General features: G+C 42.7%; 20 protein-coding genes and 1 riboswitch. Of the genes, 6 read left to right on the forward strand and 14 right to left on the reverse strand.

The genetic code is table 11. The annotated features are described in order from the left end of the window. Positions 1-308: 308 nt before the first annotated feature. A complete protein-coding gene (locus CSV63_RS05290; RefSeq protein ID WP_099694858.1) occupies positions 309-1505 on the reverse strand; it encodes a DUF3238 domain-containing protein in 1197 nt (398 codons plus the stop codon). 192 nt (positions 1506-1697) lie between these two features. Continuing rightward, positions 1698-1799, forward strand: a riboswitch (TPP riboswitch). A 62-nt stretch (positions 1800-1861) separates the two neighbouring features. Between CSV63_RS05290 and thiM the strand changes: the two genes are divergently transcribed. The 4 genes from thiM to thiW are packed head-to-tail and all read left to right on the forward strand — an operon-like array spanning position 1862 to position 4626. Then, positions 1862-2635 carry a hydroxyethylthiazole kinase gene (gene thiM / locus CSV63_RS05295; protein ID WP_099694859.1) on the forward strand — a complete coding sequence of 258 codons (774 nt, stop codon included), beginning with the start codon at positions 1862-1864 and terminating at the stop codon, positions 2633-2635. 16 nt (positions 2636-2651) lie between these two features. Further along, a complete protein-coding gene (gene thiD / locus CSV63_RS05300; RefSeq protein ID WP_099694860.1) occupies positions 2652-3467 on the forward strand; it encodes a bifunctional hydroxymethylpyrimidine kinase/phosphomethylpyrimidine kinase in 816 nt (271 codons plus the stop codon). Further along, positions 3467-4126: a thiamine phosphate synthase gene (thiE, locus tag CSV63_RS05305; protein ID WP_099694861.1), complete on the forward strand. Its 660-nt coding sequence runs from the start codon at positions 3467-3469 to the stop codon at positions 4124-4126. The genes thiD and thiE overlap by 1 nt, the downstream gene beginning before the upstream one ends. An 11-nt stretch (positions 4127-4137) precedes the next feature. After that, positions 4138-4626, forward strand: a complete 489-nt coding sequence (gene thiW, locus CSV63_RS05310) for an energy coupling factor transporter S component ThiW (protein ID WP_099695012.1) — start codon at positions 4138-4140, stop codon at positions 4624-4626. A gap of 169 nt (positions 4627-4795) precedes the next feature. Here thiW and CSV63_RS05315 read toward each other — a convergent pair whose 3' ends face one another. The 4 genes from CSV63_RS05315 to desA all read right to left on the reverse strand — a co-directional run bounded on the left by CSV63_RS05315 (position 4796) and on the right by desA (position 9047). After that, positions 4796-6100, reverse strand: a complete 1305-nt coding sequence (locus tag CSV63_RS05315; RefSeq protein WP_099694862.1) for a D-serine ammonia-lyase — start codon at positions 6098-6100, stop codon at positions 4796-4798. A 43-nt stretch (positions 6101-6143) separates the two neighbouring features. Further along, positions 6144-6755, reverse strand: coding sequence for a response regulator transcription factor (locus CSV63_RS05320; protein WP_099694863.1), 612 nt, complete (start codon positions 6753-6755; stop codon positions 6144-6146). Position 6756: 1 nt separating this feature from the next. After that, a complete protein-coding gene (locus tag CSV63_RS05325; protein ID WP_099675780.1) occupies positions 6757-7884 on the reverse strand; it encodes a sensor histidine kinase in 1128 nt (375 codons plus the stop codon). A gap of 116 nt (positions 7885-8000) precedes the next feature. Further along, positions 8001-9047, reverse strand: coding sequence for a Delta(5) desaturase DesA (gene desA, locus CSV63_RS05330; RefSeq protein WP_099694864.1), 1047 nt, complete (start codon positions 9045-9047; stop codon positions 8001-8003). Positions 9048-9340: 293 nt separating this feature from the next. Here desA and CSV63_RS05335 point away from each other — a divergent pair, with 293 nt between their 5' ends. Together CSV63_RS05335 and mscL are read left to right on the forward strand one after the other, a co-directional pair. Beyond that, positions 9341-9976, forward strand: coding sequence for a phosphatase PAP2 family protein (locus CSV63_RS05335; RefSeq protein ID WP_158233915.1), 636 nt, complete (start codon positions 9341-9343; stop codon positions 9974-9976). Positions 9977-10030: 54 nt separating this feature from the next. Further along, positions 10031-10417, forward strand: a complete 387-nt coding sequence (gene mscL / locus CSV63_RS05340; protein WP_099694866.1) for a large conductance mechanosensitive channel protein MscL — start codon at positions 10031-10033, stop codon at positions 10415-10417. Positions 10418-10824: 407 nt separating this feature from the next. Here the strand turns inward: mscL and CSV63_RS05345 are convergent, their stop codons facing one another. The 9 genes from CSV63_RS05345 to trpD all read right to left on the reverse strand — a co-directional run bounded on the left by CSV63_RS05345 (position 10825) and on the right by trpD (position 18973). Continuing rightward, positions 10825-11304 carry an acyl-CoA thioesterase gene (locus CSV63_RS05345; protein WP_099673024.1) on the reverse strand — a complete coding sequence of 160 codons (480 nt, stop codon included), beginning with the start codon at positions 11302-11304 and terminating at the stop codon, positions 10825-10827. A gap of 90 nt (positions 11305-11394) precedes the next feature. After that, the gene (locus CSV63_RS05350) at positions 11395-12279 is read right to left on the reverse strand and encodes a C40 family peptidase (protein WP_158233916.1); all 885 of its coding nucleotides are present in this window, start codon (positions 12277-12279) and stop codon (positions 11395-11397) included. After that, positions 12272-13381, reverse strand: a complete 1110-nt coding sequence (locus tag CSV63_RS05355; protein ID WP_099694868.1) for a mandelate racemase/muconate lactonizing enzyme family protein — start codon at positions 13379-13381, stop codon at positions 12272-12274. Before CSV63_RS05355 ends, CSV63_RS05350 begins: the two co-directional genes overlap by 8 nt. Next, a complete protein-coding gene (locus CSV63_RS05360) occupies positions 13382-14311 on the reverse strand; it encodes a S66 peptidase family protein (RefSeq protein ID WP_099694869.1) in 930 nt (309 codons plus the stop codon). It lies immediately after the preceding gene. A 254-nt stretch (positions 14312-14565) separates the two neighbouring features. Further along, positions 14566-15357, reverse strand: a complete 792-nt coding sequence (trpA, locus tag CSV63_RS05365; protein ID WP_099694870.1) for a tryptophan synthase subunit alpha — start codon at positions 15355-15357, stop codon at positions 14566-14568. After that, entirely contained in the window at positions 15354-16544 is a 1191-nt protein-coding gene (trpB, locus tag CSV63_RS05370) for a tryptophan synthase subunit beta (RefSeq protein WP_099694871.1), read from the reverse strand. Before trpB ends, trpA begins: the two co-directional genes overlap by 4 nt. Next, on the reverse strand, positions 16528-17160 hold the full coding sequence (locus CSV63_RS05375; RefSeq protein ID WP_099694872.1) for a phosphoribosylanthranilate isomerase: 633 nt from the start codon (positions 17158-17160) through the stop codon (positions 16528-16530). The genes trpB and CSV63_RS05375 overlap by 17 nt, the downstream gene beginning before the upstream one ends. After that, entirely contained in the window at positions 17157-17945 is a 789-nt protein-coding gene (gene trpC / locus CSV63_RS05380) for an indole-3-glycerol phosphate synthase TrpC (protein WP_099694873.1), read from the reverse strand. Before trpC ends, CSV63_RS05375 begins: the two co-directional genes overlap by 4 nt. After that, on the reverse strand, positions 17942-18973 hold the full coding sequence (gene trpD / locus CSV63_RS05385) for an anthranilate phosphoribosyltransferase (RefSeq protein WP_369823788.1): 1032 nt from the start codon (positions 18971-18973) through the stop codon (positions 17942-17944). The genes trpC and trpD overlap by 4 nt, the downstream gene beginning before the upstream one ends. Positions 18974-18978 lie beyond the last annotated feature (5 nt).

Consider the following 18978-nt stretch of genomic DNA (forward strand, 5'->3'; position numbering starts at 1 on the left):
AAGTTCCAAGCTTATAAAGTTCGAACCAACGAAATAGCACTTCGGCGACTTGTTTTCGAGTAATAGATTGATTGACCCGAAGTTTTGTAGCCTATAGATAAAATATAAAAGAAATAAGTGAAAAATTAGAGACATGGAAAATACATGAGCAGACGGAAAAATTGAACTGACAGCAGAGTCAATTAAGAAGTTGAACGTCCACGTCAGAAAGCTAAATTCAGAACGGAGGAGTTTTCAAGATACGATCAATTAGTAAGGTATAGTTAAACGAACCGCCGCAATCCTTTGTGGATTGCGGCGGTTCGTTATTAATTACATGTCACATAGCGCCAATAATTATCTCCTAGCACACCCGTCAAATACGCCAATCCTTCACTTTCAGTACGATGTACAGTGCGCCAGTTCTCGCCATCAAGCGCTAAATAAATTTCATGATGAGGCGCATCATTATGATAGCCAACCAGATCTAAGTTACCTTGCTGATCCAAATGAGCTTTCACTTCATAGTGAATAGATGGTGAAGCGGTTAATGGATTGCCTACATCATGAGTAATTGTAAAATGAACTTCTTTCGGTTTCCCCTCTAACCGATCAATTTCTATCCCCTCTACAGAAGCATGGGCATGGCGTTTATACCGTTTCATAGTATTTAAGCCAATTGACGGCCCCGTTGCTTTCGTAAACCGCAGATGGCTGTCTTCACCTATAAACTCTCCTTCTATATCTACACGGGTGCGGAAGCTTTTTCCTTCTGGGTTGAAGTCCCGATCATCTCCTGTAAAGTATGGAATCGGCGAAAAAAGATTCGGGTTTTTTATAATATCTTCCTTTAAAAAAGTCGTGTAGCGAAACTTCCATTGCTTCACTTCATTAAACTTTTTCCTGTCAGCCACTGGAATGAGTAATCGATCACGTTGCTTTACTCGCACGGAAAATGTATAGACTTCTTCTGTTGGTTTATTAGTAGGATCCGTAGGCATGATCACTTCAAACACTTTTGATGCGATTGATTTACTGACATTCATTTTCTGATTGCTATCAATTAATGGGCGCGTTGCCACGATACTATATACAACCGCCTCAGAAGAACTTGTCTCGCGATCAATAAAACGATTATCAGAAATCGTCTCGATGTATTGTCCATTACGGTAAACATCAAACTTCTCTACATCCTTAATCCACTCCCATGACAGAGCAATTTGTGATGGGGCGGCAATCGTTGTGATCACCAAGCGTTGTAAAGGATGTTCATCTTCCTGAACTTCTGTCAGCGGTGATGTCTGAATAACAATTACATCTCGAACCTGCCCTTCCTCCACTCGTTCCACTGTATATTGTAAAGGATATGACCGATCTAGCTCCCCATCCGTAAACTTCGGAGCCGTTCCTTCATATACTTGTCGGTCATTTTTATAAACACGGTAATAACCACCTGTGTCACTCCACGTGAATGATATATCATCCAATGTATGATTCATCTGTTGAATTTCGAATAATTTTTCCATTTGCGATCTGCTCCCTTTTATCTATTTCATCTGAAACAGTTATACGCCTTCAGATAATTATGTAACATTCAGCATATCGTTATACCTTTTCGTCTATGCACAATCACTCATTTTCAATTACTTTGATCCTATAATGCCAGTAAAATTTTAACCTTTTTCATGTATATGATATAATCATCCTGTCTAATACATAGCCACCACTAGGGGCGCCTTCTTTCGGCTGAGATGCAATTACGCAAACCCTTTGAACCTGATCTAGTCCATACTAGCGGAGGAAAGTGGGTAGTTTTCATACCCAACCGCCCATCTTTGCATGGGCTTTTTGTATATATACCTTTTTAAGGAGGAAAAGAAACATGCAGCTTATTCAAGAACTTCGTAAAAAGCAACCGCTCGTTCATTGCATGACAAACTTTGTAGTCGCGAATTTCCAGGCAAATGGGTTACTTGCAATAGGCGCTTCTCCCGTTATGGCGGATGCAGTGGAGGAGGCAGAAGACATAGCAAGAATTGCCGCTTGCAGTATTTTAAATATTGGTACATTGAAGCAACAAACAGTAGATGCAATGATTTTGGCAGGAAAAAGCGCCCGCACAGAAGGGAAACCTGTAGTACTAGATCCAGTGGGTGCAGGTGCTACGGCTTTTCGTAAAGCTAGTGTCCTAAAAGTACTGGACGAGGTAGATATCACACTGATCCGCTGTAATACAGGGGAACTTGCTGCGATTGCAGATGTTCCATGGGCCGCTAAGGGTGTCGACGCAGGAGAAGGTTCTGCCGACATAGAAAGTATGGCGAAAAAGACTGCTCTTAAGCACAACTGTCTCGTCGCGGTTTCAGGCGAAGTTGATGTAGTTACGGATGGCCATTCCACATTATCCATTACAGGCGGCCACCCGATGATGACTACCATAACCGGCACGGGTTGTTTACTCAGTTCTGTAACGGGTGCTTTTCTCTCTGTAGGAATGGAACATCCTTTGGAGGCCGTAGCGGATGCCCTTTCATTTTATAAACGGGCTGGTGAACAAACAGCAAAAGTATCACGTGGTCCTGGCGACTTTGCTGTGAACTTCTTAAATACTTTACATACATTGGATAACGAACGGAAAAAAATTTCAGTATACTAGACAGGAGGTTTTTCAATTGACAGTACAAGTAGCATTGACCATTGCCGGTTCAGATAGCGGAGGAGGCGCAGGAATTCAGGCCGACTTAAAGACGTTTCAGGAGCTAGGTGTATACGGCACATCTGCCATAACCGCAGTGACGGCTCAGAACACACACGGCGTTCACAGTGTTTATCCAATACAGACAGACGGAGTAATAGCACAAATACGTGCAGTACTTGATGACTTTGATGTGAAAGCATGTAAAACCGGGATGTTGTTTTCGTCAGAAATCATTACGGAAGTAGCAACGCTATTAAAAGAATATCCTCCGTTTCCTTTAGTCATTGACCCTGTCATGATTGCAAAGGGAGGACAGGCTTTATTGCAACAACAGGCGATTGAAGCATTAAAAGAACATTTACTACCGCTGGCTACCGTTGTGACTCCAAATATTCCTGAAGCGGAAGTGCTAACCGGAATGAAAATACAAACAGACGAAGACATTCGGCAAGCTGCAGCCGCTTTTATCAAAATGGGAGCAAGAGCCGTCGTTATGAAAGGCGGTCACCGCAATGATGTACTGGATGCAAAGGATTATTACGCGGACAAAGAAGGGCAGTCATTCACTGTAACAACACCTTGGATTCAAACTAAAGATACACACGGAACCGGATGCACATTCGCAGCGGCTTTGACGAGTTTTCTAGCTAGGGGCTATTCCTTAACGGATGCAGTTGCCGAAGCGAAGCAATTCATACAGGCAGCGATTGAAAATGGCTTAAAGATTGGTTCAGGGCACGGACCAACCAATCACTGGGCGTACGGTGACCTGAAAAAGGAGATGCACTGATGCCAAACATGGATGTGAGGAAAGCATTAGGCTTATATTTTGTAATGGGCACACCAAATGCAGGGAATCAAGATCCGTTAGCAATAGTAGAAGCGGCTCTTCGCGGTGGTGTTACATGTTTTCAGTTGCGTGAAAAGGGATCGAATGCACTTGAAGGCGAGGCTTTGCTCGGTTTTGCTAGAAAGTGTCAGGCACTTTGCAAAGTGTATCGTGTTCCTTTCATCATCAATGACGATGTGGATTTGGCTTTGGCCATTAATGCAGACGGGGTTCATGTAGGACAAGATGATGAACAGGCAGACAGCGTGCGTCAGCGAATGGGTCCGGATAAGTGGCTTGGAGTTTCGACTCACAATGCACATGAGGTACAAATTGCACAATCAATTGGGGCGAATTATGTAGGTCTAGGTCCGATCTATCCGACGTCAACCAAACTCGATGCTTCGGCAGTTGTAGGTACCACTCTAGTAAAAGAAATTCATACTGCGTTCCCTGATATGCCGATCGTCGCTATAGGAGGCATTACGCTGGCTACTACCGGCTCTGTTATCCAAGCCGGGGCAGACGGTATTGCTGTGGTCTCCGCTATCGCATCGGCTAAAGATCCACAGTATGCAGCAAGTGATTTATCAAAAACAATACACTCCTTGTTGGCATGAATGGGGATCGTATGAATACACGTAAAATGATTTTTATGACAATGTTTGTCGCCATTGCAGTTGCCGGCTCTGCATTCGTTTCATTCCCTGCTGGGATCGCCAGAGCATATCCCATACAGCATACTGTGAACGTCGTAGTGGCAATCGTAATGGGTCCGTGGGCCGCTGTCGTGGTAGCGTTTATGACAGGACTCGTACGTATACTGACAGGGACAGGTTCACTGCTCGCATTTCCTGGTGGGATGATTGGTGCATTTTTAGCAGGCGTATTATATCAGCGTTTCAAAAAGAATTGGAGTGCAGGTATTGGAGAGATTATTGGTACCGGTTTGTTAGCACCATTGTTTGCAGTGCCTTATGCCAAAATTTTGATGGGCACAACCGTAACCGCTTTATTTTTCCTACCCCCTTTTCTTGTATCGACGGTGAGTGGGACAATTATCGGTCTATTATTGGTTCCAAAACTCTTGAAATTGAAGATTTTTAAAGACTTACGGTAAGACCATGATGTAGCACAAAATGTCGGGCAACCGTAATGAAATCAAATTTGTGTTCGGGAATGTCGAACAACGATGTCTCCTAGCTTCCAAATCTTCCATTTAAAAAAGTAAGATCCGCAGAGATTAGTCTCTGCGGATCTTTTGTCGATTTCCCGGGAAGTCGAGTGTATTATTTCCTCGTATAATGATAATAACTCTTCATTTCGTCCTCAGGCACCATATTTCCACCCGTTCCCCACACAAGGTGCGTTGCGTTTTTGGAGTCCGCTGACGGTAATGTAGACTTAATAACTTGTATAGGTCCTGTCATACCAGCAAGTGCTGAAGGTTCCAGCCAGATGTCTTCACTGTCCGCCAGTTCTTTCAGGAGCGTGAATAATGTCTGATCTTCTACCGTATAGCATCCTGTGAGGAATGGTTCCATCGTTTTTCCCACAAATGCAGAAGCTGTTCCGACTGCTAAACCATCAGCCGCAGTTTTATTGTCCAAGCCAAAATCTGCAACCGATACTTGGTCGTGCATTCCTGTCATCATGCCAATCATCATACACGGTGAGTGTGTCGGTTCTGCAAAGAAGCAATGCACATGATCACCTAAAGCCAATTTTAATCCGAATGCCACACCGCCTGGTCCCCCGCCTACACCACAAGGTAAATAGACGAATAGAGGGTGCGCTTCATCGACAGTAATATTCTGCTCTTTCAATTGTGCCGCAACACGTTCCCCTGCCACTGCATATCCCATGAATAAGTCCGTAGAGTTTTCATCATCCACAAAATGACAAGACGGATCAGCTTCTGCCTGACGCCGGCCTTCTTCTACTGCTTTACTGTAATCATCGATATACTCCACGACCTGAACACCTTTTGAGCGCAGTAAGTCCTTTTTCCACTGTTTGGCATCGGCTGACATATGCACCGTGACATTGAAGCCAAGCTTTGCACTCATAATACCAATACTCAATCCCAGATTCCCTGTCGAGCCTACGGCAATTTTGTGCTTCGCAAACAACTCTCGGAATCTCGGAGTATCGAATTGACTGTAGTCTTTTGTAGAATCCAGCAACTCACTACTTACCGCGAGTGTCTCTGCATGCTTTAAAACTTCATAAATACCACCACGCGCCTTGATTGAACCTGAGATCGGCAACGCATTATCCTGTTTTAATAAAAGCTTTCCAGGAATATGAATAGCATACGCTTTTTCAAGTTCTTGCTTCATTTTTGGAATTGGGGTTAATGGGGATTCAATGATACCTTTATCCGTATCTGGAAAGACTTTCGCCAAATAGGGAGCGAATCTCTCCAGACGATCACTGGCGTCAACTATATCGAATTTTGATAAACGGGTCTTCAACAGGCCCGCTGCTACCAATTCGACGGAAGGATTACACCATAACACTTCCTTCTGCTCCATCACGCTTTGTAATAAGGGTAGCTTTACAAGCCATTCACTTTGCGTAATCTTATTCACTTATCACTCACTCCCTTGTTATGAATGTACGTCCGTGTAGTTTTCACTCAAACCAGCCTTTTTCATTGAATAACGTAATCGCTTCAATACGATTACGAACACCAAGTTTATCTAGTATGGTGGAGACATAATTACGGACAGTACCGGGTGATAAAAACAGTTCAGCCGCAATCTGTTTCGTAGTCTTCCCTTCCGATACCAACTTAAGTACTTGAACTTCCCTCTCAGTCAATGGATTCTTCTCTTCTTCTTTCATATCAAATGCTATGTCAATTAATTCCGGTGCATAAATTCGGCGCCCTTCTATAATCGAATGAATCGATTTAACCAACTCTTCAATGGGATTATCTTTCAGCAGATATCCACGAACTCCTGCATTCCGCGCTCGCTCGAAATAACCCGCCCTAGCAAACGTCGTGAGAATAATAATTTGGCATTCCATATCTTGTAGTTCTTCCGCAGCATCCAAGCCGGTTTTAATCGGCATTTCAATATCCATTATACAAATATCGGGCTGAAGACTTTTTACCAAGTCTACGGCTTCCTGACCATTTTTAGCCTTGCCTACTACTTCCATGTCTTCTTCCAGGTTCAACAACGACCCTAGTGCACCGAGCAGCATTCCTTGGTCTTCAGCAATTACAATGCGAATCATATTACCCCTCCTTTATTTGCTTTAAGACAGCAGGTACCATGACTTTTAGTTGCGTCCCATTGTCACTTTTAATCGACAACTTACCGTTGACGAACTCTAATCGTTCCTTCATGCCATCCAGCCCATTCCCTGGTAAATTCACGCCATTTTGCGCGATACTAATCCCATTATCGTTTATTCGAATGACAAATGCTTTTTCTGTCTGTTCAAATATAATACAACATTGTTTTGCATAGCTGTGTCTTACTACATTATTAATTGCTTCCTTGAGACACATTACGAGTACGTTTTCTACAATAGGCGACACGTCGGGGAAGTTGGGATTCCCTTCTATATCCACTTCAATTTCAGCCGCCTTCAGCATTTGTTGGACGCGCACCAGTTCATCTTTAAGCTTCACACGTCGCATACCACTAACAAGATCTCGTACTTCTTTTAATGCCGTACTAGAAATTTGACGTATATCTTGAATTTCTGCTTTTGCCGACTCGATATCCCGATCCATCAATCGAGAAGCTAAGTCACTCTTTAAACCAATCATAGATAACTTTTGTCCAAGTGTATCATGGAGATCTCGAGCAATACGCTCACGCTCTTGAATGATCATCAGTTCTGATATCCGTTCCCTTGCAATTTCCAACTGATCTTGAAGTAAGTCTCGTTTTTGACGGTTGTACAAATTAAATGGCAGTAATACTACTCCGATAACCGTGATAATAACAAAGTGTATTTGTGGTAAAAATAATTCGATTTCAAGAAAGAACCCCGCAACGATTGCGGCAATTAAAATCGCAATATGTAATCCGTAAATAACAAAAAAGCCGACCGGTCTTCTGATATGCCCAATAGAGAAAGCAATAAACAGTGACAGATAAACATAGCCAAATAACAATGTCATCACGACCGTAATGACAATTTCAAAACTGATCCACATATACATAAGACCACTTTTTGACTTAGCGGAAAAATAATATGACAGGAAAAATAATACTAATAATATGATACCAATTGTTAAATTAAATGGGGATGCGCTTCGTAAAATAAAAAAGAAAGGCAATATACAAAACACAACCCAAGCATAAATACTGAGCCATGGGCTTTTCGGGAAAATACTATACCAACTATACATTCGATCTCATCACCGTCCTTTTCCTTCCATTGTAACAAACATTGACTACACTAGCTCTTTGGAGATATGTGGACAAAATAAAAAGGCGGAGAAGGATTGCTCCTTCTCCTGCCATTTTATGATAAGCGTGTACGTTTTGGTTTTAAATCAATCGACAACTTATCTTTCAATGAATACCGTTTTGCTTCTTTAAATGTGATAAACTTTTTATTATTTGGATCATACAAGCGGTAACGTAATGATTCCAAACTTGTTTTCAATGTAATTGTTGTAGCTTTTTGCAGCGGCGGAGTCAATTCATGCGCCATTTCCAAGTTATAGTTCGGTACACGTGGTGCCAAGTGGTGTACGTGATGGAATCCAATATTGCCTGTTGCCCACTGAAGAACACGCGGCAATTGATAGTATGAACTTCCTTCAACTGCTGCTTTCACGTAATCCCAGTCAGATTCCTCTTCAAAATACGAATCTTCAAATGTATGTTGAATGTAGAACAACCAAATACCAAGAGCACCAGCCGTGAACATCATAGTACCTTGAATCAGCAAGAATGCTTTCCAGCCAATTGCTACGATTAACACTGTATAGATTGCAATTAGAATAATATTGATCAAATACGTATTCATACGCTCTTTCTTACGAGCGTCTTTACGGTTGAAACGACCTGAGATGAGTACCAAATATAAAGGTCCAAATCCAAACAAGACAATAGGGTTACGATAAACACGATAGCAGAAACGCTCGAACTTGGAAGCATTTTCGTACTCTTCAACAGTCATGACCCAGATATCTCCAACACCCCGTTTATCTAAGTTTGAACTAGATGCGTGGTGAATCGAGTGCTCTCTTTTCCATTTTTCGTATGGGAATAATGTCAAGACGCCAGTGATTGTTCCAACAATATTATTCGCTTTCTTGTTGCGGAAGAATGAACCGTGCGTGCAGTCATGGAAGATGATGAATGTGCGAACTACAAAGAACGCTGCAACGATTGCCAATGCAATCGTTAATGTGACAGATACACTCAAGCTTTGGTAAGCCAAGAACCATAAAATCAATACCGGTGGAATCGTATTGATCATCTGAACAATACTCTTTTTCAAATCAGACTTCGCAAAAGGCGCGACGTCTTTGTGCAGTTGCTTCGTTTGTTCTTTACTCATGTTTGAATTTCCCTCCTACTGGGTTTGCTAGTACATTAAGAATAACTTGTATACAGCAGGAGAGGTAGACTTAGGTGTCATGACTTTGAGATGACAAATGTCATATGTTTTGGGACGGGCCCAACAGTATACGATACATGAGTTAAATCGTTATATAACTTTGTGTTGGTGCTAAAGTTAGATAGTATCCGTTTTTTGACCTTTCGACATTTATCCCCATATATTTCTACATTTCACTGTACAATCTTTTTATAATCGTTCACAATATACAACAATAGAAAGGAATGTATACCGTGCGTGAATTATCACTTCGTTTAGTATCCGTTTGGATTATTTGTATTCTATTTACCGGATTTTTCGCTTATATTGCCCGATCGATTCATTTGCAAACGATCTCTAGTTTTGATGAACCTATAATAGACTTTGTACAAAGTGCAGAATCTAAGGGACTCACGTCTTTGATGAAACTCTTTACTACTATTGGTTCCACGACGTCAGTTGCCCTACTAGCCGTACTGACACTTGGAGTTCTTTTATGGAAGAAACACCGTGACCAAGCAGTACTATTTGCTATAGCACTAGCTGGGACCGGCATTCTTAATCAAGTACTCAAATTCATCTTCAAACGGGAACGCCCTAACTTTCATCGTCTGATCGATATTGGCGGGTATAGTTTTCCTAGTGGACATACGATGATGGCATTCAGCCTCTATACAATACTCGCTTATATTGTATGGAGAGATCTTAAGACTACAGGAAGCCGAATTGCTATTACGATTCTTGCGGTTTTTATGATTATAATGATTGCAGTCAGTAGAATCTATTTAGGCGTTCATTTCCCAAGTGATATTGTCGGTGGCCTGCTCGCCAGTTCAGTGTTTTTATTTGGAGTTATTTTAATCTATCAGAGATTCCAACGTCAAAAATAGGAGTACATTACAATGTAATACAAAGCTATCATAATAAAGAAAGTGGTTATGTGTATGTGGAAGGATTTTAAGGAGTTCGCGTTTAAAGGAAATATTTTTGATTTAGCAATCGGTGTCGTAATTGGTGCAGCTTTCGGAACAATCGTTTCTTCATTAGTTGAAAATATAATGACGCCACTCATTGGGATTTTATTAGGTGGTCTGGACTTTTCTTCATTGAGCTATACAATTGGTGACGCTCAAATCAAATATGGGCTATTCATTCAATCTATCATTGACTTCTTGATTGTAGCAGGTTCCATTTTCGTCTTCTTACGCGTACTTATGAAGTTGAAAATGAAGCCGGCAGAGATAGTTGAAGAAGAACCGGAAGAAAAACCATTGGATATGAAAGAAGAATTACTTACTGAAATTCGTGATTTATTAAAGAGCGAACGATAAAATAGCGAACACTCACTCAATTGGTCGTATAGCCGCCACAGTTGTCTAACAAAGTCCATTGCAACGCATCTGTCAAGGTGTTACAATTATAGGCAGGATACTGATCAAAGGAGTGGATATTCATGTGGTTCGTCTATATCATGTATGCATTGTTTGCATTTATTCTTGGTGGAACAGTACTTGGACTAGTCCGTACGTTTAGCAGCAATAACTAATACAACAGAACAGCAGTGAATGAATGGGCACCGACCTTTTCATCCACTGCTGTTTTTATATACCCTAACATCAACTCTTTCTATTCCAGTGCATTAGTCATTTAGTGCACTTTGCAAAAAAATAACAAGTTGATTACTTTAAATAAAAAGCGCAAGGCAGAAACGAGAAATCCGTCTCACCTCGCGCTACTATTAATATTTCATCAATCTCCGCTGTTTACGAAGTTCACGTCGTGCAGGTGCTGTATCGAAAAGGCGCTTTTCTAACTCTGTTTCAGGATACACTTCTGCCACTGGTATCGGGCGATTTGTGTCATCTACCGCAACCATCGTACAGAATGATTCCGTCGTCAACTTCACTTCACCTGTAACTAAGTTTTTGGAATGAACGGAAATAAACACTTCCATAGATGTTCGACCAACGGAAGTAACCACCGCTTCCAGTTCAATGACATCGCCAAGCAAGGCTGGTGAAACGAAATCGACCGAGTCGATCGATGCCGTGACGGCAGCTCTAGTACCAGCGTGTTTCATAGCTGAAATAGCTGCGATTTCATCTATATAAGAAAGGACTTTTCCTCCAAAAATTGATTCAATATGGTTCGTGTCTGGCGGTAAGACCAGCTTACTTTGGATCGTTCTTGACTCGCTCATAGGTTTTCGTTCCGACATTGCGACATCTCCCTTTTTAGTACGTTCTTTTCAGTATACATAAAAGAAGGGAGTGAACGCCAATACTTGCTTGATGTAATGCATAGACGATTAGATAATTCTACGCACACTACACACATTTTTAGCATATGCGGATTTTCTCAGTTCAATTTGTTCAATTAGTTTTCCAGTTGAAGGTGCATGTAGTATTTTCCCGTTGCCCACATACATCGCCACATGATGAATACGCTGCTCTTCATTCTTGAAAAAGAGTAAATCACCTTTTTGCCACTCTGCAGGGTCGAGCGAGATCGGTCTGCCTTCTTCTGCCTGATCCACTGCATCACGCGGCAAACAAATTCCGCATGCTTTCCATATAGTACGGATGAATCCTGAACAATCAAAGCCCCAAGCGGACATCCCCCCCCATAAATACGGTAAACCTATGAAGCGTCTACCTATAGTAAGCGGACGGTGAATCGATTCTTCCCCCACACGTTCGACGTCAGATGCATTTAACAATTTCCAACCATGCGGTGTCCAGACGCGAATCTTCTTGCCACGTCTTTCTGCGATGGGAAAGATGGTATTGAAAGAAACACGTAAAAAGAATGCACCTGATTGATCAAACAAAGCTGCTTTTGGGTTAGTCACTCTGACAAACTCTTCCGTCTGGATTCGTTTCTTCATGGAAAGTTGAACTAGCGGCACCCAACCAGGATAGCCTCGCGGATCTTTGCGCGTTGACTGGGAGCTAGCAATTATACGCGCCCAGTCACCAACCACTTCTTCGACAATCACAGACTCACCGTATAATAACTGCGTTTGAATTTGATTATTATCACTTAGCGCTAAACGTTCTTCATAAGATAACTGGGAAAGCCATCTATCGATTTGCACTGGGTGATTCAAGGCAGGCAGATCGGCTACACGAGGAGAATCGGGATCGGTCCATACTGTCGCAACACTTACCGCGCACATCCATTTCTCATTCACATGCATGCTCCTTCACCCATTGCATCATCCGTTCCGAATCAAAACCTAGTCCTGACTCCTTATTAAACTCCATATGCGATCCGTGATAGCGCACACCACCTGCGGAAAATTCTTTTGCCAATAATAGTGGGGCATCTAAATCCACTCGCGTTATATTTAGCTGACTCGCTGCTATGTGGGCAGCTGCTGTCACGCCAATTGCTGTCTCCATCATACTTCCAACCATACACTCTATCCCATGTACTTCAGCTAATGCATTGATTTTCAAGGCCTCTCGGATTCCCCCCGACTTCATCAATTTGATATTCAGCACATCCACTGCGCGCATCTCCAGCAATTTTTTTGCATCGTTTGCTGAAAATAATGATTCATCTGCCATGATTAGCGTGCTTGTCTGTCTTGTCACGTCGCTCAAGCCTTCTACATCATATGCGGCAACTGGCTGTTCTATTAATTCCAAATCAACTCCGTCATCTTCCAACTGGCGAATAAGTCGAATGGCTTCTTTTGGTTTCCAGCCTTGATTGGCATCGAGGCGAATCGTGATGCCATGGCCAACGGTTTGACGAATAGCATGAATCCTTTCTCTTTCCTGTTGGAAATTTCCTGTGCCGACTTTCACTTTTAATGTATCGAAACCCTGGGCAACATGTTCTGCTGCTTCCTTAGCCATCTCAGTAGGTTTTCCAACACTGACCGTGAAGTCTGTTTTTAGGCTTTGATGGTAGCCACCTAACATTTGGACTAAAGGTAAACCGCAAAGCTGACCGAATAAGTCATGTACCGCCATGTCAATTGCAGCCTTTGCACTCGTATTTCCTATAATCGCTTGTTGTATTCTTTCGTATAGTACTTCACGCTGGATGATATCTTGGCCTATCAATAGGGGTGCAAAAACCTTATCAATGACATAACGAATGCTGCCGATGGAATCACCTGTTATGACATGCGTTGGCACCGCTTCCCCCCAGCCGATTAAGCCATCGTCAGTTGTTACTTTGACAATGACCGAATGCACAGTATGAACAGTTCGTAATGCCGTGACAAACGGTTTACGTAATAGGGATGACACGAGGAATGTTTCCACCGTGCGAATTTGCAATTACTCCACTCCCGGTAAGATAGTTAGCGTCTTGCTATTTGCATCCAAACGTCCTTTCACGCCTAATGGAATGGCGATATTCGGTTCACAATGACCGATACGGAATCCTTTGACAACAGGCTGATCAAATTTTCCGAAGTGATGTTCAAACACTTCATCCATTGTGAGTGAATCATTTGGCTTGCTCGGTGTCGCTTTAGCGAAATCCCCAATCACGATACCTGCTGCTTCTCGCAGCTTACCTGCTAGACGTAATTGATTGAGGAGACGATCCACTTTATAAGGCTCTTCACCGACATCCTCAATTACAAGCAATCGATTAGTCGTCTTAATCTCAAACTCACTACCTAGACTGTTGGCTAGTTGCGTCAAATTACCACCGACCACTTCGCCTTCCGCAACACCGCCTACAAGTGTTTCAAGTGGCGAGATAGCTTCGGAATAATGAATTTCTACTGGCGTAAATAATTGCCCGAACATTTTGCCCGACAACTCATGAAACTCATCTTGTGCGACACATGATGCAAGCATCGGTCCATGGAATGTAACGAGTCCAGCTCCTTGACGAATCGCGGTATGTAGACACGTAATATCACTGTACCCCCAAAACACTTTCGGATGGTTGTGGATTAAATCGAGATCCAGTTGCTCTACGTAGCGCGCCGAGCCGTAACCACCACCCGCACAGAGTATTCCCTTCACTTCCGGATCTTTAAACATCTCGTGCAAGTCAGCGAGCCTTTCCTCATCAGCCCCTGCCAAATAACCATTTTTCTTATACACAGATTGTCCTATCTTATAGCGCAGCCCCAATTGATCCAAAAATTGAAATGAACGTTCCAATTCTTCACGTTCTACGGGACTGGCAGGTGCCACGATTCCAATTACATCCCCCTGTACTAAATGTGCTGGACGAATCATTCTACTCATCACCCTTTCTATGTCCTACTTTATCGTATTCAAGAAACTCCATCGTCATCACGAGATTTTTAATATAATGAAAATAGATTGTGGGTAATTCTTAAGTTACCCCCTTTATGAACAAATAATCCCCGACTTTTGTGCATATTACATATGAAATTACTAAAATAACAGAATTAGTTATTCACAAACTCTCTGCTGTGGATAGTTTTATTTACATGAATAAGCGGACAACTGAAATGTATCAGTTGTCCGCCACATTTTTAGCTATTGGTTAGTTGATTTTTGGATGCGTTAATTAACGTCCGAACCTTCTCGTAATCTCCTTCATGAAGGGCCGTCACAATGGCACTTCCAACGATAACGCCGTCAGCAAGTCCACCAAGTGTGCGAACGTGTTCTGGAGTTGAGATACCGAATCCTGCGAGAACCGGAACGGAACTTGCTGCCTTTAGTCGCTCCAAGTGACCTTCTAGTTCTTCTGTAAATGATGAACGCACACCTGTGATGCCGTTTACTGTCACTGCGTAAATGAAACCTTCCGCCGCTTTCGCAATCGCTTCTATACGCTCGGTAGGGCTAGTTAGGGAAACCAATTGGATCAATGCCACCTCAGTGTCTTTCAATGCATCTTTTAGTAAGCCACTTTCTTCGAGCGGGAGATCTGGAATAATTAAACCGTAGACACCACTCGCTTCACAATCTGCTGCTATCGACTGTAAACCATAGCTAAGCACAGGATTCAAATACGTCATGATCACTAAGGGAATCTTGACTTCTTCTTTGAATGAAGCAAGTTCTTTCATAATCTTTCGTAATGTAATGCCTTCAGCTAACGCTCGCTCACCAGCTTGCTGAATAACATCGCCATCCGCCACTGGGTCGGAAAAAGGTATACCCACTTCAATAGCCGTTGCACCGGCTTCTTGCAAGAATAATATGTTCTTCTTCAACGTCTGTAATCCGCCGTCTCCTGCCATGATATACGGTACAAACGCTTTGTTTCCTTGGTCATTACACTGCATAATCGCTTGTGTTACTAGTTTTTTTGTCATATGGATTGACCTCCTAGCGCATCACGTACTGTTTGCATATCTTTGTCTCCGCGCCCTGATAAACAGATAACGACTAGCTGATCTTCTTTCATTTCTTTCGCTAACTGTACTGCATAATAAACAGCGTGTGCACTTTCAAGGGCTGGAATAATTCCTTCTACACGTGAAAGTAATTGCACCGCTTCAAGTGCCTGTTGATCCGTAACAGAATCGTACTGTACACGTTGGATATCTGCCAAATGGCAGTGCTCAGGTCCTACTGCAGGATAATCGAGACCAGCAGAGATGGAGTGCGCTTCTTGAATAAATCCGTCATCGTCCTGCAAGACGTACATGTAGGCGCCGTGTAAAACGCCTTCTTGTTTACCCGCAATGGCTGCTGCATGTTTACCTGTTGAAATTCCGCTACCAGCAGCTTCTACTCCGAACAACTTTACATCTTGATCATCAACGAACGGATGGAACATACCAATCGCATTACTGCCGCCACCAATGCAAGCTACGACTGCATTAGGTAGACGTCCTTCATGTTCTACAATTTGCCTACGTGTTTCATCACCAATAACGCGCTGGAAATCACGAACGATTTGTGGGAAAGGATGCGGACCTAATGCCGATCCAAGTATATAATGTGTATCTTCTACATTGGAAACCCAGTAGCGCAATGCTTCATTGACCGCGTCTTTCAATGTACCTGAACCTTTATCAACAGAAACTACTTTCGTACCGAGTAGTTCCATGCGGAAAACGTTTAGTTCTTGTCGACGGATATCTTCTTTACCCATAAATACCACGCATTCAAGACCGAGTAGCGCGCAAGCTGTAGCTGTCGCCACACCGTGTTGACCCGCTCCAGTTTCTGCTACAACTTTTTTCTTGCCCATACGAATCGCAAGTAACGCCTGTCCAAGAGAGTTATTAATCTTATGTGCACCTGTATGATTCAAATCTTCACGCTTCAAATAAATTTTTGCACCACCAGCATGCTTCGTCAAACGCTCTGCAAAAAACAGAGGAGTTTCACGACCTACAAACTCTTTCAAATAATAATCCAGTTCCTTTGAAAACGTAGGATCTAGCTGTGCTTCTTCATAAGCTCTTTCTAACTCCTGCAATGCAGTCATTAATGTTTCCGGAACGAACTGTCCTCCGAATTTACCGTAGCGTCCTTTAGTTTCTGTTGTCATGATGATCTCTCCTACCTTTCGCTGTACGAATGAACGTCTGAATACGTTCTGAATCTTTTTGCTTCTCTATCTCCACTCCACTTGACACGTCAACCATATATGGATTCACTTGCTCGAGCGCTTCCTGCACATTGCCTGCATGCAGTCCACCGGCTAAAATAATTTGCTCTTTTGATACCCCTACATCTCCAAGTAATGACCAGTCGAACGTCTTACCACTACCGCCTTTGTATTCAACACCTGGTGTATCGAATAAATAATAATCCACATCATAGGTAGCAGCGAGTTTTACGTCATCTTCACTTGTAATAGCAAGTGCTTTTATAGAAGGTAACCCCACTTGTTGAATGAAAGCCGGAGTCTCATCACCATGGTACTGGATGTAATCCAATGGCACTTCATTAAACATCTTAAGTAGCTGCTCTTTCGTTTCATCGACAAAGACTCCGATCTTTACTACGGACGGTGGAATGAGTTTAGCCAATTTTTGCGCTTGCTCTAGCGTTACTTCCCTGCGGCTTGGTGCAAATACAAAACCTATTGCATCTGCGCCCGCGTCTACAGCCGCTTGTACATGTTCCGGCTTCATCAGACCGCAGATCTTTACCTTTGTCATGGGCGAATCACGTGTTTTTCTACTTGTAAAGCTTGCAGGGCTTCTGTTACTGAATCACTGCGCATCAAAGATTCTCCGACAAGTACTGCACTTGCTCCAGCTTTTGCCGCACGTTCTGCATCCTCAGGTCCCCAGATTCCGCTTTCACTGATGAACACACGCTCTTCATCAAATGGGAAGTGTGTTGCAATCCGTTCCGTCTGCGCTAAATCTACTTCGAATGTGTGCAGATCACGGTTGTTGACGCCGATGATTCTTGCATCGATTGACAAAGCACGTTGCAACTCGTCAGTGTTATGCACTTCCACTAGCACATCCAAACCTTCTTCGTTGGCATACGTATACAGACTTCCGAGTGTTTCGTCATCGAGTGCAGCCACTATCAATAAAATAACTGATGCACCTGCGCTTTTCGCTTGGTCAATTTGAATTTTATGGATAATAAAGTCTTTACACAACACTGCGATGGGTACAGCATCGGCTACTGCAGACAAGTCTTCAAATGATCCTTTGAAAAATTCCTTGTCAGTCAATACTGAAATACACGCAGCACCTGCTTCATAATAAGCCGTCGCTTGTTCAACCGGATTTGTACCTTCTGCAATCAAACCTTTAGAGGGCGATGCACGTTTCATCTCAGAAATAACTTGCAGTTTTTTTGCTTTTACCAACGTCTGATAGAGGGACGGTCGTGTAATTTCCCGTTCTAGAAATGTCATGTTACTTGCTAGCAAATGATCCACTTCTATTTTCTTCTGTGCAATAATCTTATCTAAAATCGTCATTGGATAACCGCCTTTTGCCGAATCTTTTCGCTGAATGCGACGATGGCATCTAGTTTTTCTAGCGCCTTGCCTGATAGAATACTTTCAGTAGCTACTTTCACACCTTCTTGAATTGTGGAGACTTGGCCATTTGCAAATAAACCGATTCCCGCATTTAACACGACTGTATCGAATTTTGGTCCACGTTCTCCATTTAAAATGGATCGGGTAGTTGCAGCATTTTCTACTGCATCTCCACCTTTAATCGCTGACAACGGTGCATATTCTAGCCCCACGTCATCCGCAGTCAATGAAAATGGAATTAAGTCACCATGATCGAGAAGTACAAATTCATTCTGGCCTGCAAGTGATGCCTCATCCATTCCACCTGCTCCACTCACAACAATCGCTCTTTCACGTCCTAACATCCGGAGTACTGATGCATATTCCATGATAAAATCTGGACGATTAATACCGGTAAATTGAGTTTCAAGTGCTACGGGATTCGTCAAAGGTCCAACCAAGTTGAAGATCGTTGTCTTACCAATTTTGTTGCGTATAGTGCCGATCCGTTTCATTTTTGGATGAACAGCGGGCGCGAATAAGAATGCAATCCCTTGTTGTTCCAGTAAGTTTTGCATATCCGATATCTGGAAGTCGGAATGAATGCCAAGTGCGTCTAGGACATCCTGACTTCCAGATGCGCTGGAGATTTTACGGTTACCGTGTTTCGCAACCTGGACCCCAGCACCCGCCAAAACAAATGCAGCTGTCGTACTAATATTGAATGTATTGACGCCGTCTCCACCCGTTCCGCAGTTATCTAAATAACGTGCTTCTTTAGGTGTTAAGTCATTTGCATAGGACTTCATAACGGACGCCAATGCCGCTAATTCATGTGAAGTCTCACCTTTTTTCGATAATGCGATCAAAAACTGTGCAATGAGATTTTCGTCTGTTGCTTCATTAAACATTAGCTCGGCAGCTTCTTTCATCTCTTCATACATAAGGTGGCGTTGCTTCTCTACTATACTTAAAAACTTCTCCATACTCA

This window comes from Sporosarcina sp. P34 (genome assembly GCF_002743375.1).
GTDB lineage: Bacteria > Bacillota > Bacilli > Bacillales_A > Planococcaceae > Sporosarcina.